The sequence below is a fragment of the Lysinibacillus sp. YS11 genome (genome assembly GCF_002896375.1).
Lineage (GTDB): Bacteria > Bacillota > Bacilli > Bacillales_A > Planococcaceae > Lysinibacillus > Lysinibacillus capsici.
Genome location: NZ_CP026007.1, coordinates 3,606,386 through 3,620,768, shown reverse-complemented (window position 1 = coordinate 3,620,768; position 14,383 = coordinate 3,606,386). Strand labels below are relative to the sequence as shown.

The window sequence follows — 14,383 nt, the reverse complement described above, 5'->3', positions numbered from 1 at the left end:
GTGGCTTTAATGCTTGAAAAGATCCATATTTTTCACACAAATGATTTGCATAGTCATTTTAAGTATTGGCCACGAATGCAAAGCTATGTGAAAGAAATGCGCAATAAATTAGGGAATATCGGGGAAACAAGCTATTTGTTTGATGTTGGAGATCATTTAGATCGTTCCAACATTTATACAGAAGCAACAGTTGGGAAAGGTAATGTGCGATTGCTAAATGAGGCGGGTTACGATGTAGTGACAATCGGCAACAATGAAGGCATTACATTATCCCATGAAGAGCTCTTCCACTTATATGACAATGCTAATTTTGATGTTGTAGTTGCAAATGTATATGCCTCCCACGGGAAGAAGCCAGCATGGATGAAGCCTTATGTAATCTTAACAACAGCAATGGGTACGAAGATTGGCGTCATTGCAGCCACGGCCATGTTTGAAGTATATTATGAAGAATTAAATTGGCATATGGACGACGCTAGAAGTACACTGCTACGTTTAGCGCATCAACTACGTGAAGAAGTAGACATTGTTGTATGCTTATCCCATTTAGGCATTACAGAGGATGAGCTCTTAGCGGATGAGTGTCCAGAAATTGATGTTATATTCGGCTCTCATACTCATCATGTCCTACCAGAGGGCAAAGTGATTAATGGGGTTTTACTGACAGGTGGAGGTAAGTTTGGCCAATATACTGGACATCTTATCATAGAATATGATAAAAAATTGAGGAAAATTGTTGAAAAAAAGGATACTTTAATTCATAATAAGGATTTGCCAATTGTTAAAAATGAACAGAAAGTGGTACAGTTTTTGGAGGATGAAGGAAACAGAATATTGGATACTCCAGTTTTTACAACAAAGAAAGCCTACAACAAGGAATGGTTCCATTATTCACAGCTATCTGATTTATTTGCACATGCAATTTTGGAAAAAAGCGGAGCAGACTGTGCATTATTCAATGCAGGGATATTTTTAGATGGTCTTCCTAAGGGAATAGTGACTGCCTTAGATTTGCACCGAATTTTTCCACATCCAATTAATTTATGTACAATTGAATTATCCGTCGCTGAAATGAAAGAAATTTATATGCAATCCAAAAATGAAGAATGGCCCTATATCGAACTAAAAGGACTAGGGTTTAGAGGCGTCATTTTTGGAAAAATATTGACATATGGATTTTCCATGAATGAAAATCGGCAATTATTAATTAATGGTAAGCTAGCAGATCAAAATCACATTTATAAACTGGTCACATTGGATCTGTTTACATTTGGTTATTTTTATCCAAGTTTTAAATATGCAAAAAAACAATATATTTTACCTGAATTTTTACGAAACATTATGATAGATTATGGTCAAAGATTCTTTAAACAATAGAGAGAGTTTAAAGAATGGAATGGGGAAGAAGTCATGCGATTAATTTCAATCGATGTATTAAAAGAAGGAATGGTATTAGGAAGAACCATTTGGAATGAGGCAGGTCATCCGCTTTTAAAGAAAGATGTTGTCATTAATGACCGTATTATTCAAAGACTTCAACAGTTAAATACACATTATTTATATATTGACGATGAGATTTCTGAGGGAATAGAAGTAGAAGAGACCGTTCCACCTGCTATGCGAAATAAAGTCATCAAAACTATAAAGGATTCGTTCCAGTCCATTGATGGTTTGAATCCAGTAAATGCTTCTTATATATTAGATCAGCAATCAAAGACAATTGTTTCGATCGTAGATGAATTACTTTCTGCAGTTACTGGAAATAATGAAATTCTAACCATTTTAACAGATGCTTATTTATTTGATGAATATTTATATCAACACTCTTTCCAAGTGACATTGTATTCTATTGCCATTGCCAAAGAACTTGGCTACTCTGCTGAGGATTTACGTTTGATCGGGATAGGTGCATTATTACACGATGTCGGTAAACTAATGGTACCGAAAGATATTTTAACAAAGCCAGGACGTTTAACGAATGATGAGTTTGAAATGATGAAGATGCATGCTCGTTACGGTTTTGATTTATTACGGAATTTACATTCAATCTCTCTGCTTGTGGCGCACTGTGCTTTCCAACACCATGAACGTATTGATGGAAGTGGCTATCCAAGAGGACTTGTTGACTTTGAAATTCATCCATTTGCCAAGATAATTGGTGTTGCAGATGTTTTTGATGCGGTGACAACGAATCGTGTATACCGGGAGAAGATGCTCCCTTCACAAGGACTAGCTATTGTTGAAGCTGGCTCGGGCACTCTTTATGATGCTCGAATTGTAAAAGCTTTAAAAAGAGCTGTTGTTCATTATCCAAATGGTGTTATTTTAAAATTATCAGATGGACGCCGTGGGATTGTATCTAGACAAAACACGTTGGATGCGGCATTACCATGGATTCGTATTTTTGAAGAACAAGATCAATTGCTCGCAGCTACATATGAAATTAATTTAGTGGATTATCCTGATGTAACAATTGAAAATGTTGAGACGGATTATGTGGTTCCCGCAAAAGTAGAATAAATTACTCCTCCTGTTCATACGTTATGGAACAGGAGGAGATTTTTTTGTTTTTCCCTCGAAAAAGAATGAAATTACGCTCATATGGTAGAAGGGGAATGCGTCTTAATAAATTAACGATTTTAATTGTTAGTATGGTTGTTTGCCTTATATTATTTATTTATTATTTAAATGAACGGCTCATGCCAACCTATTTGCAATATGCGGAAGTGCAAACTACGAAGATTGCCTCATATGTTGTGAGTAAAGCCATTAATTCACGTACCTCTAATGTATTAGATGTAAATGATATCATTGAAGATATTCCTCCAGGTACGTCTGAAATGATGACGACTAAGTTTAATACAGAAATTATTAATCGTGTTCGAGCAGAGACATTAGAGCTTGTTAAAATGTATTTAGAGCAAGCTGAACAGGGAGAGCTATCCCATTTACCTGAATTAGATAATGTTGAATATGATATTAACAGGATCCAAGATGGTGATGGCATTGTCTTTTTTGTACCGCTTGGTCAAGCAGCCAATATTCCCTTGCTTGGAAATTTGGGGCCAAAGATCCCGATTCGCTTCCATGTGATTGGGAATGTTCATAGTAATGTGACATCCTCTATTCAAGAATTTGGAATCAATAGTGCTTATGTGGAGGTAGGTATTCATTTAGAGGTAAATGTTCAGATTATTGTTCCTTTCGCTAGTAAATCTTCTACCGTTGCACAGGATATACCTGTAGCGATGGGCCTAACAAGGGGACCTGTTCCAAACATTTATACCAATAGTAGTGACGCGCCACAACCGTCCATAGAAATACCTGTCCCTTATAAATAGAAATGTTTGTTGTGATAGTTGTTGGAGTGCCTTTAATATGTTACATTGACAACAGTGAAGATAGTTAATATTAAAAAATGTATATTTTTGATAGGGGCGATATTCGTATGACATCTTGTAAACCTACAAGTAAAGAAGAACATGTAAGAAAACCAGATTGGCTAAAAATAAAACTAAACACGAATGATGAATATAAAGGGCTTAAAAAGCTGATGCGTGAGAAAAATCTGCATACAGTATGTGAAGAAGCTCGTTGTCCAAACATCCATGAATGCTGGGGAGAGAGACGTACTGCTACCATGATGATTCTTGGTTCCGTTTGTACACGTGCTTGTCGTTTCTGTGCAGTGAAAACAGGTTTACCAAATGAACTAGATTTGGCAGAACCAGAGCGCGTTGCAGATTCAGTAGCCATTATGAATTTAAAGCACGTTGTTATTACAATGGTCGCACGTGACGATTTAAAGGATGGCGGAGCGCAAGTTTTAGCAGAAACAGTACGTGCAATTCGTCGTAAAAGTCCTTTCACATCTGTTGAGGTATTGCCATCAGATTTAGGCGGGATGAAGGAGAACCTTCAAATGTTAATGGATGCAAAACCAGATATTTTAAATCATAATATTGAAACAGTACGCCGTTTAACACCTAGAGTGCGCGCTCGTGCAAAATACGAACGCTCTTTAGAGTTCCTGCGTTTAGCTAAAGAGATGCAGCCTGAAATTCCAACGAAATCATCACTAATGATTGGATTAGGCGAAACACATGAAGAAATTTTAGAAGTCATGGACGATTTACGTGCAAATAATGTAGATATTATGACGATCGGTCAATATTTACAGCCAACGAAAAAGCATTTACCAGTTAAAAAATACTATTCACCAATAGAATTTGGTAAACTGCGTAAGATTGCCATGGAGAAAGGCTTTAAGCATTGTGAGGCTGGCCCACTTGTACGTAGTAGTTATCATGCAGACGAACAAGTAAATGCTGCAACGAAAGAACGTCAATTACAAGCGGAAGTGTAAACGTCAAGGCTGAACGAAAAGGGTGGTGTCACTTTGATCATAGTTGAAGGATTAGAATATGAATTAATAGAAGATTATCGCGAGGCCTTTCAGGAGGAAGTTTTTCAGGAAAGATACTCAGATATCTTAGCCAGATACGATTATATTGTAGGTGATTGGGGCTATAACCAGTTACGTTTAAAGGGGTTTTTTGATGATAAAAATCAAAAATCCACTTTTGATACAAAAATAAGTACGCTTCAAGATTATCTATACGAATACTGTAATTTTGGCTGTGCTTATTTCGTATTACGTAAATTGGGGAAAGTTATGAAACAGCCAGAAGTAGTGGATATGAGTGAAGTAACAAAGCCAACAGACCATGAACCTTTAGCAGAATAAACTCTTATACAAAAACCTGATGTGATAGGCATCAGGTTTTTTTTTTCATGATTGTTAGCTTTTGTGTAATTGGGGAAAACTAAAGCACAAAACAGCTTATCGAAGGTGTGTTGCAAATGAAAAGAGCCGTATTTTTAGATCGTGATGGTGTTATCAATGAAGTACTGACCAATCGTGTGAAGTTTGTGAATAAGCCTAAGGATTTGTATTTTTTACCGCAAGTGCCTGAGGCAATCAGAAAGCTAAATAAGCATTTTGATTATGTGTTTGTCGTGACAAATCAAGGTGGGGTCGGTTTAGGCTTTATGAAGGAAAGTGGCTTACAGAAAATACATGAACATATGGTGAAGGAGTTAAAGAAAAAAGGGGCAGTGATCCATGAAGTCGTTTATTGTCCGCACAAACCTAAGTCAGGTTGTGCCTGCCGCAAGCCCAATAGCAAATTAATTGTGGATTTAGGAAAGAAATATAACATTGATTTATCAAAATCCTATATGGTTGGTGATACAGATACGGATATTATTGCAGGAAAACGGGCAGGAACAAAGGGTGTTTTCCTAGGAGAACAAGATCCATTAGCAGATGCTGTCTTTCCAGATTTAATAAGCGCTGCCCAGTGGATTATTAAGGATGTCACAGCTTAAATGTATTGAGAAAAAGGGCGTATAAATCATTAAAAAAGGGATAATTTATGAATGGAGGTGATGATGTTGGGAAAAGAAAAACGCAATAAAAAGCCATTAGATCGAGAGGAATATGGGTATGGTTTTGATATTAGTGTAGACGATTTAGCTGTGATTGGTCAAAATCAGCAAGCGAAAAAGCAAAATGATAATGAAAATAAAGACAAGCCCCATAATAAAGATAATCCATCCACTTTAAATAAATAACAATACGTAAAAAGATTTCGCAATCGCTCAGGGTTAGCGAAATTTTTTTATGTTATATAAAAAAACACCCAATAAAATGGGTGTTAGTTCAATAATTCACGCAAGTATTCCCGTAATTCGATTGTTTCTTCCTCTGTGCGATTGTACACATGTTCTAAGTAACCAGGCTCTTCTACATCATCAGGACCAATAATAGCAAAGCGACCGAACTGGATATCCATGACAAGCACTTTTCCAAAGAAGCGGCCAGATTGTAATATAGCTAAATCATAACGTAGCTTTTGTCCAGCAAAACTAACAAATCTTGTTTTCGTATCTTCTACATCATCATATAAAAAAAAACGTTCCATCTTTTAATCTCCTTCCAATCCTATAGTTATGGTACTATAGAAGAGAAAAGACTATCAACTTTTAAAGATTTGAATGGGGGCTTTCCTTGTGTATTTTGTAGATCGTAATAAAATCACAAAAAATTTACAGTACTTAGATGGGCTATTAACTATTTTGGAGACAGAGGATAACTGGCTTCAGAATGATATAAAGAAATTAGCTATCGAGCGAATTGGACACAACATTATGGAGTCAATGATGGATGTAGGAAATTTAATGATTGACGGTTTCATTATGCGCGATCCAGGAAGCTACGAGGATATTATTGATATTTTAGTCGATGAAAAAGTTGTAGCTGCTGATTTGGAAGCACCATACAAAGCAGTTGTTGGCTTACGTAAAATGCTAGTGCGTGAGTTTATAGAGGTAGATATCCAAGAGGTTATCCATGTATTAACAGCCAATCTAATGGCTTTAAAGCAGTTCTCGCCAGCAGTTCATAATTATTTAACAAATGAATTAGGACCTGTTTCAGCATTTTTGCCAGAGGATCATCAATGAAACAATATAAGGCCTATTGCTTTGATTTAGATGGTACTGTCTACCGTGGGAAGGAAGGTATTCCTTCTGCGGTAGCTTTTATTCATCGTTTACAGCAAGCAGGAATTGAGCCATTCTATGTAACGAATAATTCTTCGAAGACGCGAGAACAACTGCAAGAAGCTTTACTGTCTATTGGCGTGAACGCGCCATTAGAGCATATTTATTCAAGTGCATTGGTCACAGCAAAGTATGTGGCCCTACATTTTCCAAGCAAAAAAGTAGCGATGATGGGTACAGATGGTATTCGTCAGGCACTACTCAATGAAAATATTGTGCCTGTTGAGGATGAGCCCGATGTATTTGTTATGGGGATTGATCGTACGCTTGATTATATGGCACTTGCTAGGGCAACGGTTTTTGTTCAGCAAGGAGCGACCTTTATTGCCACGAATCAAGATATTAAATTCCCAACAGAATATGGGTTCTTACCAGGCAATGGTTCTTTTGCACGCTTGGTAGGAGAAGTTGCAGATGTTGAACCAATCTATATTGGTAAGCCATCGCCAGCCATGCTGGAAGTAATTGCGACCGAACATGGAATTGCGAAAGAAGACATGGTAATGATCGGTGATAATTATGATACGGACATTATGTGTGGCATTCGATTTGGCTGTGACACCATTCATGTGAATACTGGGGTGACGCCTACAAAGACTGTCCTCGAAAAAGAATGCCAACCTACATATGTAGTGGACGTACTAAAGTAATAAAAGGATGTTTATGCTAATTTTCAGCATAACATCCTTTTTATTTGTTCAAATTTATTCATATAGGCATTTTAGAAAACTACCATAAAGGATTTTCTTCAATAAATTGATAAATGGCTTTCGTTAATTCATCAGGAGAATCAGCTTCTACTAATTCACCGTTTACTATTGCATAGAAGGATTCTGAGCACTTTGTACAATAACTGAGGCAGCCATATTCCAAAACGTCGATGTTTGGATCGCGTTCGAGTACTTCATAAGTTGCTTGAGAGCCATTTGCTAAATTACTTATACAAAATTCAACCATTGGATTCATCCATGTCACCTCACCAAAGTAATGCTACTCGGTTTTACGATTTTCGTCAATTATTTATGTTTAAGAGAAAAGAAACGTTTTTTAATAAAAGATAAAGGGAATTTGTTATTAATGGCTTAAAAATCAATAGAAATGAACAGGTTCTCGTTTATTTTGTGAAATCTTTCACAAAATTTCATTCTGATATTGTGAAACTTCTCACAATCGGTTATACTCGTTTGTGGATACTTTGTGAACAATTATTAAAAGAGATATAAAAGGAGACTATTATGGGAAAATTAGTACTTTTAGGTGGCGGCTACGGCAATATGCGTGTCATGCTTCGTCTATTAAACAGCCTACCATTAGACAGAGAGGTAGTTATAGTAGATAGAGCCCCTTTCCATAGTTTAAAAACAGAGTTTTATGCATTGGCGGCAGGGACAGCAACAGATAAAGAAATTCGTGTAAGCTTCCCAGAGCATGAACGTTTAACAGCCGTATATGGAGAAGTCGTTGAAATTAATCGTGCGGAAAAAGTAGTCATTCTTGAAGACGGACAACGTATAGAATATGATGATTTAGTCATTGGGCTTGGCTGTGAAGATAAATATCATGGTGTACCAGGTGCGGAAGAGTATACGTACAGCATTCAAACAATGGGTAAATCACGTGCAACATTCCAAGCACTTTGTGGGTTACCAGCTGGGTCTACAGTTGGAATTATAGGGGCTGGCCTAAGTGGAATTGAGCTTGCAAGTGAGCTACGTGAAAGTCGCTCAGATTTAAAAATCAAGCTATTTGACCGTGGTCAACGTATATTGAAAGATTTTCCAGAAAAACTCAGTAAGTATGTAAAGGATTGGTTTGTTAAGCATAATGTTGATGTGGTTGCCAATTCAAATATTACAAGAGTAGAGCCAGGTAAAATTTTTAATCATGATGATGAAATTTTACTCGATGCAGTGGTTTGGACTGCGGGGGTTCAGCCAGTCAAAATTGTGCGTGATATGGATGTTGAGAAAGATAAACATGACCGTCCACTTGTCACACAGTATTTTAATTTACTCGATGATGAACATGTCTATGTTGTAGGAGATTGTGCTTCATCAGATTTAGCCCCAACAGCACAATTAGCAGAGGAACAAGCGGAGCAAATTGTGAAAGTACTTCGTATGCGTTGGAAAGGTGAACATTTACCAGAGAAGATGCCAGATATTAAATTAAAAGGCTTTATGGGAGCTCTTGGTAAAAAACAAGGCTTTGTATACTTAGCTGATACAACAGTAACTGGGCGTATCGCTCGCTTAATGAAATCAGGATTATTATGGTATTACAAACGTCAAAATGATTAATTAGCTGAAAGGGATTGTTTCAAAAATCATTTTGAAACAATCCCTTTATTTTTATTAAACCGTTTCGTCTGGGACAAACCCTAAATTTTCAAGGGCCGTAAATACAGGCTTTAATTGGACATAGCCCTCTCCAACTACCTCATTGTTAATGAGGACAAGGGGGTAGAAAAATTCATCGTCTTGAATACGTGACGCATACTCTTGGTCGCGTTCATTCTCAATTGGACCTTCAATATCGATATAGCGAATATCATATGCTTGATCTGGATATTTGCGATTGATGGCTGCTTGTAGCCACTCATATGTATCCTTGGAAGATGGGGCATTGACACAACTAGCACAGATGACAGCTGTTCCATAAATTTCAATCATAGGTTTTGTTGATGGCATAGTATTTTCTCTCCTTGTGATTCAATATTGGATTTTTTCTGTTGCTAACATTATAATCATTATAAGGAAAGGAGTCGAGATAAATGGCAGAAGCAACAATTAACGACCAAGTTCAAGAGGTATTAGATAAATTACGTCCATTCTTACTACGTGACGGTGGAGACTGTGAATTAGTAGATGTTGAGGATGGCGTTGTGAAATTACGTTTATTAGGTGCTTGTGGCAGTTGCCCAAGTTCTACGATTACATTAAAAGCTGGTATTGAACGAGCATTATTAGAAGAAGTACCAGGTATCGTGGAAGTAGAGCAAGTATTCTAAGCCTTTTTAAAAAGTTCTAGCTGTTTGCAAGCTAGAACTTTTTTATTTACCTATTTATGACGCGCATGTTCTTTTTCTTCACGAATAATGGCCCACTGTTCTTTCGCCATATCTATAATTTTTGCCTCACCACCGACACTTTGTTTTTCAATGACTCTAGAAAAGAAGCGTGTCGCATTTTCAATATCTCCAATACGTCTAGATAATTCAGCAATCATATACATAATTCGGACAGCTGACATTTGTGTAGAGCTGTAGTCCTCGGTAGAATAAGATTCCATATAATAATCACGTGCTAATTTCATAAAGCGCTCTTCTTGTCCACTATTGTTTAAGGAACGATAAAGCCATGCAAGACGTAAAGTTAGTCCAGCAATCGCTACATTTTTTTCTTTTTTAATCGTGCCACAAAGAAACGCTAACTTATAGGCTTGAATGGCTTGAAATACGGTACGTTCACCCTTGAAATCATGATGCACCCATTTTTCTGTAATTTGTGTACGTATATCATCTTGGATACCCGGTGCAAAATATTTTGTAAAGTCTTCTGTAAAGGAAAAGCCACAATGCTCACATACAAAAACATTATAATAGAGAGCATTCACTTCATCTGCATAAATAGGTTGAAAATCTGTTTCCGTATGATCTACTTTAATAAATTTTGAACGCACTTTTAATGTTGGAAATTCTTTTTTGCAATTTAAACATTGAATTTTTTTCTCATAATATGGTGAAATCTCCATATATATTACCCCCTGCCAAGAATTCGTTGTAACTATTATACCAATGATGTTTTTATTAACATGAATAAAAAATACTATTAATGTGAAAAATATGAGAATTATAACTTATAATCGACTTGAAGCTGAATGTTTGTCATACAATGGTCAAAATTGTTATGATAATACGTAAGAAGGAAGGTGATTGGGATGACAAGTACAAAGCAAATTATAGAAGTGACACAGGCTGCTGGCTTTCATATTAATGAAATGATGGAGCATAATGAAGAACAAGGTTCTTTTTTACGTGTAGTGGTGAATGGTGGCGGCTGTAGCGGGCTATCCTATGGCATGCATTTTGATAAAGAGAAAAAAGATGATGATTTTGAAGATGTTCAGCATGGTTTAACAATTCTTGTTTCCCGTGAAGATGCGCCGATTTTGATGGGAACAAAAATTGACTATAAACAATCGCTAATGGGCGGTGGCTTCACAATCGATAATCCAAATGCCATTGCATCATGTGGCTGTGGTACGTCTTTCAGAACAGCAAAGCGTGAAGGTACGCCTGAGGTTTGTGAGTAAAAGTAAATAAATCCATTCGAATAATGGGCTAACAATAATAGGCTTCTTTGATTGATGATGTTGCAAAACATGATGAATGAAAGGAGCTTTTTTTTTCTTTTTATTTACCTGTTTGTAAGTAACTATGTTAAAAATCATCTGACACTTCCAACAAATTTTTATGACCTTATTTAGTGAAATTCAAGGCAATGTATAATAGCTTCTTTCATTGAGGTTGAATGAAAGAAGCATTTTCACTGTGGATTAACTGTAAAATTCAGAATAAATGCTTCATTCCATAGAAAGTGAGCAGGTATAATAGGTAGATAGAGGTGAAGGTTATGAGAAAAGATCGAGGGAAAATATGGTTGGGTGTATCAGGTGTTACGGTGAATGAGCTTGGGCAATGGTTGGTTGTAAAGAAGGCTTATAGTGGCTTGAAGGGGCGTTGGTCATTGCCAGCAGGTTTTGTTAATGCAGGAGAAACGGTAGATGAGGCGGTTATTCGTGAAATCAAAGAAGAAACAGGCATCGATTGTAGAGTCTCAGGCTTAATTGGATTTAGAACAGGTGTCATCCGTGATGATATCAGTGATAATATGGCGATTTTTTATTGTCGAATGCTAGATGAGCAGCAGCAGGTTTCCATTCAAGAAAAAGAAATTTTAGAAGCAAAATGGTTGTATCCACAGGAACTAGCACAAGATGAAACAACCTCTGTGATGTTAAAGGAAATGGCTTCCAATCAATTTGAAAGACATCAATTAGAGGCGATAGAAGGGATTAATCCGGGTGATATTTTTGGTTATACCTCTTATCGTTTATTCTTTAAAAAATAATATGACTTTTAGGAGGTGACCTTTGATGGAGCTGTTTTTATTTATGTTAGAGCGAGTTGGGCTGATCATTGTGTTTGCCTTTTTAATGTCAAGATGGCGACTCTTTCGAGAAAAGCTGTTTCAGGAGCAAGGAACGAAAGAGAAAATATGGCTCATTATTATCTTTAGTAGCCTATGTATTATCAGCAGTTATACAGGGATTAAAATTGAAAGTGGGACAATCCATCCTTTAAATCAGATGATACATAGTACGATCAATGCGGAGGAGGCCATTGCTAATACGAGATTAATTGGTGTCGCTATTGCAGGAATTTTTGGTGGACCACTTGTTGGTGTATGTGTAGGAATTATTGCAGGTATTCACCGAATTACACTTGGTGGTTTTACAGCAATAGCCTGCGGTGTTTCAACAATTCTAGCTGGCTTTATTACAGGTGGTTTAAGTAAACGCTTTAAAATACGTCAAACTTTTTCCTATAAGAAAGCAGTCATTATCGGCATCTGTGCAGAAACGATTCAAATGCTGGTGATTTTAGTAGTCGCGAAGCCATTTGAGCAGGCCTTGCAGTTAGTTTCATTAATTGCAATGCCGATGATTTTAATGAATGCCTTTGGGATATTTTTATTTTTCATGATTATTAAAACGTTTATTGATGAAGAGGAGCGAACAAAGGCATTACAAACCCATCAAGCTTTTTCAATTGCCCAACAAACAATTGAGCATTTTCGTAAGGGCTTGAATGAAGAATCATGCCAAACGGTTGCAGAAATTATTAAAAGAGAAATAAAAGTAGATGCGGTCGCTATTACCGATAAAAATGGGGTGTTAGCACATGTTGGCGTTGGTGAGGATCATCATTTAATTCATCGAGAAATCATGACAGCTTTGACAAAACGAGTATTAGAGGAAGGCAAAATTTTAATGGCTACATCTCAAAAGGAAATTCAATGTCCACACGCTAGCTGCCCATTAAGTGCTGCTATTGTCTTGCCCTTGAAGGTACAGCATCGAACAGTGGGAAGCTTAAAGCTTTATTTCACTAAAGCGGATTCTTTGACAGGGGTGAAGAAGGAGCTAGCAGAGGGTTTGAGTAGACTATTTTCCTCTCAGCTTGAATATGCTGAAATTGAGCAACAGCGAAAATTATTAAAGGATGCTGAAATCAAGGCATTACAAGCACAAGTTCATCCACATTTCTTCTTTAATAGTCTGAATACTATTTCAAGCTTGATTCGGACAGATGCAGATGAGGCAAGAGCATTATTAATCAAGCTTAGTACATTTTTTAGAAGCAATCTGCAGGGCGCACGGCAAATGCTAATTCCACTGAAAAATGAAATAGATCATGTTGAAGCTTATTTATCTATTGAGCAAACACGGTTTCCAAATCGTTACGAAGTTGAATTTATCATGGATGAAACACTCTTTGATGTGCAAATTCCTCCATTTACCTTACAGCCTCTTGTCGAGAATGCTATTTATCATGCCTTTAAAAATCGTAATGAAGGCAAAATCTATGTCAAAGTACAACGTGTGAATGATAAGCTGGTCCTGTTAACGGAAGATAACGGCTGTGGTATGAGGAAGGAGCAGGTAAAACAACTTGGCAAGCGCATAATGCAATCTGAACAGGGGACAGGAACCGCTCTTTGGAATATTTATCAGAGGATCCATGAAATTTATGGTTCTGAAGCGGATTTTCATATAACAAGTACGTTAGATGTGGGCACAAAAATTATGATTCAACTGCCGTTAAAGGCGACTAGATGGGAGTAGAAAAATTTGAATGTATATATTGTGGATGATGAACCCTTAGCACGCGCGGAACTGCGATATTTATTAGAGCAAACAGCATTAGTGAATGTTTGTGGTGAATCTGAAAATCTTGAGGAGTTGTGCAAAGCGTCACAGCTTGAAGAAGTCGATTGTATATTTCTAGATATTGAATTAGGCATGAACAATGGACTTGACTTAGCCAAACAATTATTACTGAATGCACAGAGACCTGAAATTATTTTTGCTACAGCCTACGATGACTATGCTTTGCAGGCATTTGAAGTCAATGCATTTGATTATATATTGAAACCCTTTGAGGCAGAAAGGGTACAAACAGCTGTGGAAAAACTGTTAGCTAAAAAAAGAGCTGCGCAAGCAAAAACAATGGAGGAGTTAAAGGCATCTCAGTTGGACAAGCTCGATAAGTTAACAGTTTATGTAAACGATCGAATTTTATTATTGAAAATACAGGATATTTTGTATTGTACCTCTGAGGATAGTAAAACGGTTGTTGTGACAGAGCAGGGGCGTTTTTTTGCTTCTGAATCATTGGCCGCGTTAGAAAAAAGACTTACCTTAAAAGGCTTTGTACGTGTCCATCGCGCGTATATTGTCAATTTAGAGCATATTGTGGAATTAGAGCCTTGGAGTAGTTCTAAATTTAATTTAATTGTGCATAACAGACATTCCATTCCAGTAAGTAGGCTATATATGAAGGATGTACGGAAAATTTTTGACCTTTCGAAGTAGTTGCATTTCAACGGACAACTACTACCTTTCAACTTTAATTTCTGACATTTCAGTTATTTTACGAATAATATGGACATTCCTTTGCTATGATGTGGAA

The 14,383-nt window shown here is 36.8% G+C and carries 19 protein-coding genes; 15 read left to right on the top strand and 4 right to left on the bottom strand.

Translation table 11 applies throughout. The annotated features are described in order from the left end of the window. Nucleotides 1–9: 9 nt before the first annotated feature. From LBYS11_RS18215 to LBYS11_RS18185, 7 genes are all read left to right on the top strand, one after another. Complete coding sequence (locus LBYS11_RS18215; protein WP_048394403.1) at nucleotides 10–1,377, top strand: bifunctional metallophosphatase/5'-nucleotidase; 1,368 nt, start codon at nucleotides 10–12, stop codon at nucleotides 1,375–1,377. Between the two features lie 33 nt (nucleotides 1,378–1,410). Next, nucleotides 1,411–2,520, top strand: a complete 1,110-nt coding sequence (locus LBYS11_RS18210) for an HD-GYP domain-containing protein (RefSeq protein ID WP_066038192.1) — start codon at nucleotides 1,411–1,413, stop codon at nucleotides 2,518–2,520. 23 nt (nucleotides 2,521–2,543) lie between these two features. Then, a complete protein-coding gene (gene yunB / locus LBYS11_RS18205; protein ID WP_048394406.1) occupies nucleotides 2,544–3,341 on the top strand; it encodes a sporulation protein YunB in 798 nt (265 codons plus the stop codon). 107 nt (nucleotides 3,342–3,448) lie between these two features. Continuing rightward, entirely contained in the window at nucleotides 3,449–4,366 is a 918-nt protein-coding gene (lipA, locus tag LBYS11_RS18200) for a lipoyl synthase (RefSeq protein ID WP_004228269.1), read from the top strand. A gap of 33 nt (nucleotides 4,367–4,399) precedes the next feature. Next, nucleotides 4,400–4,747, top strand: a complete 348-nt coding sequence (locus LBYS11_RS18195) for a YutD family protein (RefSeq protein WP_004228271.1) — start codon at nucleotides 4,400–4,402, stop codon at nucleotides 4,745–4,747. 116 nt (nucleotides 4,748–4,863) lie between these two features. After that, nucleotides 4,864–5,391: a D-glycero-alpha-D-manno-heptose-1,7-bisphosphate 7-phosphatase gene (locus tag LBYS11_RS18190; RefSeq protein WP_054549444.1), complete on the top strand. Its 528-nt coding sequence runs from the start codon at nucleotides 4,864–4,866 to the stop codon at nucleotides 5,389–5,391. A gap of 51 nt (nucleotides 5,392–5,442) precedes the next feature. Then, the gene (locus LBYS11_RS18185) at nucleotides 5,443–5,637 is read left to right on the top strand and encodes a hypothetical protein (RefSeq protein ID WP_196333040.1); all 195 of its coding nucleotides are present in this window, start codon (nucleotides 5,443–5,445) and stop codon (nucleotides 5,635–5,637) included. 83 nt (nucleotides 5,638–5,720) lie between these two features. Here LBYS11_RS18185 and LBYS11_RS18180 read toward each other — a convergent pair whose 3' ends face one another. Next, nucleotides 5,721–5,987, bottom strand: a complete 267-nt coding sequence (locus LBYS11_RS18180) for a DUF3055 domain-containing protein (protein ID WP_009371988.1) — start codon at nucleotides 5,985–5,987, stop codon at nucleotides 5,721–5,723. An 88-nt stretch (nucleotides 5,988–6,075) separates the two neighbouring features. On the opposite strand from LBYS11_RS18180, the gene LBYS11_RS18175 reads away from it, so the two are divergent. Next, entirely contained in the window at nucleotides 6,076–6,528 is a 453-nt protein-coding gene (locus LBYS11_RS18175; RefSeq protein WP_048394413.1) for a DUF86 domain-containing protein, read from the top strand. Then, nucleotides 6,525–7,277, top strand: coding sequence for a TIGR01457 family HAD-type hydrolase (locus LBYS11_RS18170; protein WP_048394415.1), 753 nt, complete (start codon nucleotides 6,525–6,527; stop codon nucleotides 7,275–7,277). Before LBYS11_RS18175 ends, LBYS11_RS18170 begins: the two co-directional genes overlap by 4 nt. A gap of 79 nt (nucleotides 7,278–7,356) precedes the next feature. Here LBYS11_RS18170 and LBYS11_RS18165 read toward each other — a convergent pair whose 3' ends face one another. Next, on the bottom strand, nucleotides 7,357–7,593 hold the full coding sequence (locus LBYS11_RS18165) for a YuzB family protein (protein ID WP_004228286.1): 237 nt from the start codon (nucleotides 7,591–7,593) through the stop codon (nucleotides 7,357–7,359). Between the two features lie 269 nt (nucleotides 7,594–7,862). Here LBYS11_RS18165 and LBYS11_RS18160 point away from each other — a divergent pair, with 269 nt between their 5' ends. Further along, nucleotides 7,863–8,927: an NAD(P)/FAD-dependent oxidoreductase gene (locus LBYS11_RS18160; protein ID WP_004228288.1), complete on the top strand. Its 1,065-nt coding sequence runs from the start codon at nucleotides 7,863–7,865 to the stop codon at nucleotides 8,925–8,927. Between the two features lie 54 nt (nucleotides 8,928–8,981). Here the strand turns inward: LBYS11_RS18160 and LBYS11_RS18155 are convergent, their stop codons facing one another. Then, complete coding sequence (locus tag LBYS11_RS18155; protein WP_054549443.1) at nucleotides 8,982–9,317, bottom strand: YuzD family protein; 336 nt, start codon at nucleotides 9,315–9,317, stop codon at nucleotides 8,982–8,984. Nucleotides 9,318–9,400: 83 nt separating this feature from the next. On the opposite strand from LBYS11_RS18155, the gene LBYS11_RS18150 reads away from it, so the two are divergent. Continuing rightward, nucleotides 9,401–9,637, top strand: a complete 237-nt coding sequence (locus LBYS11_RS18150; RefSeq protein WP_004228295.1) for a NifU family protein — start codon at nucleotides 9,401–9,403, stop codon at nucleotides 9,635–9,637. Between the two features lie 50 nt (nucleotides 9,638–9,687). Here the strand turns inward: LBYS11_RS18150 and LBYS11_RS18145 are convergent, their stop codons facing one another. Beyond that, nucleotides 9,688–10,380, bottom strand: coding sequence for a DUF2225 domain-containing protein (locus LBYS11_RS18145; protein ID WP_048394419.1), 693 nt, complete (start codon nucleotides 10,378–10,380; stop codon nucleotides 9,688–9,690). Nucleotides 10,381–10,566: 186 nt separating this feature from the next. On the opposite strand from LBYS11_RS18145, the gene LBYS11_RS18140 reads away from it, so the two are divergent. From LBYS11_RS18140 to LBYS11_RS18125, 4 genes are all read left to right on the top strand, one after another. Beyond that, the gene (locus LBYS11_RS18140; RefSeq protein WP_048394421.1) at nucleotides 10,567–10,941 is read left to right on the top strand and encodes a HesB/IscA family protein; all 375 of its coding nucleotides are present in this window, start codon (nucleotides 10,567–10,569) and stop codon (nucleotides 10,939–10,941) included. A gap of 320 nt (nucleotides 10,942–11,261) precedes the next feature. Continuing rightward, entirely contained in the window at nucleotides 11,262–11,759 is a 498-nt protein-coding gene (locus LBYS11_RS18135; protein ID WP_036078588.1) for an NUDIX hydrolase, read from the top strand. A 25-nt stretch (nucleotides 11,760–11,784) separates the two neighbouring features. Further along, entirely contained in the window at nucleotides 11,785–13,536 is a 1,752-nt protein-coding gene (locus LBYS11_RS18130) for a sensor histidine kinase (protein WP_054549439.1), read from the top strand. Nucleotides 13,537–13,542: 6 nt separating this feature from the next. Further along, nucleotides 13,543–14,286: a LytR/AlgR family response regulator transcription factor gene (locus tag LBYS11_RS18125; RefSeq protein ID WP_054549438.1), complete on the top strand. Its 744-nt coding sequence runs from the start codon at nucleotides 13,543–13,545 to the stop codon at nucleotides 14,284–14,286. The last annotated feature ends 97 nt before the right edge of the window (nucleotides 14,287–14,383 follow it).

Coding starts and splice junctions, on each gene's coding strand:
- LBYS11_RS18215 (WP_048394403.1), top strand. CDS start 10: ATGCTTGAAAAGATCCATATTTTTCACACAAATGATTTGCATAGTCAT.
- LBYS11_RS18210 (WP_066038192.1), top strand. CDS start 1,411: ATGCGATTAATTTCAATCGATGTATTAAAAGAAGGAATGGTATTAGGA.
- yunB (WP_048394406.1), top strand. CDS start 2,544: ATGGAACAGGAGGAGATTTTTTTGTTTTTCCCTCGAAAAAGAATGAAA.
- lipA (WP_004228269.1), top strand. CDS start 3,449: ATGACATCTTGTAAACCTACAAGTAAAGAAGAACATGTAAGAAAACCA.
- LBYS11_RS18190 (WP_054549444.1), top strand. CDS start 4,864: ATGAAAAGAGCCGTATTTTTAGATCGTGATGGTGTTATCAATGAAGTA.
- LBYS11_RS18185 (WP_196333040.1), top strand. CDS start 5,443: ATGGAGGTGATGATGTTGGGAAAAGAAAAACGCAATAAAAAGCCATTA.
- LBYS11_RS18180 (WP_009371988.1), bottom strand. CDS start 5,987: ATGGAACGTTTTTTTTTATATGATGATGTAGAAGATACGAAAACAAGA.
- LBYS11_RS18170 (WP_048394415.1), top strand. CDS start 6,525: ATGAAACAATATAAGGCCTATTGCTTTGATTTAGATGGTACTGTCTAC.
- LBYS11_RS18165 (WP_004228286.1), bottom strand. CDS start 7,593: ATGAATCCAATGGTTGAATTTTGTATAAGTAATTTAGCAAATGGCTCT.
- LBYS11_RS18160 (WP_004228288.1), top strand. CDS start 7,863: ATGGGAAAATTAGTACTTTTAGGTGGCGGCTACGGCAATATGCGTGTC.
- LBYS11_RS18155 (WP_054549443.1), bottom strand. CDS start 9,317: ATGCCATCAACAAAACCTATGATTGAAATTTATGGAACAGCTGTCATC.
- LBYS11_RS18150 (WP_004228295.1), top strand. CDS start 9,401: ATGGCAGAAGCAACAATTAACGACCAAGTTCAAGAGGTATTAGATAAA.
- LBYS11_RS18145 (WP_048394419.1), bottom strand. CDS start 10,380: ATGGAGATTTCACCATATTATGAGAAAAAAATTCAATGTTTAAATTGC.
- LBYS11_RS18140 (WP_048394421.1), top strand. CDS start 10,567: ATGACAAGTACAAAGCAAATTATAGAAGTGACACAGGCTGCTGGCTTT.
- LBYS11_RS18135 (WP_036078588.1), top strand. CDS start 11,262: ATGAGAAAAGATCGAGGGAAAATATGGTTGGGTGTATCAGGTGTTACG.
- LBYS11_RS18130 (WP_054549439.1), top strand. CDS start 11,785: ATGGAGCTGTTTTTATTTATGTTAGAGCGAGTTGGGCTGATCATTGTG.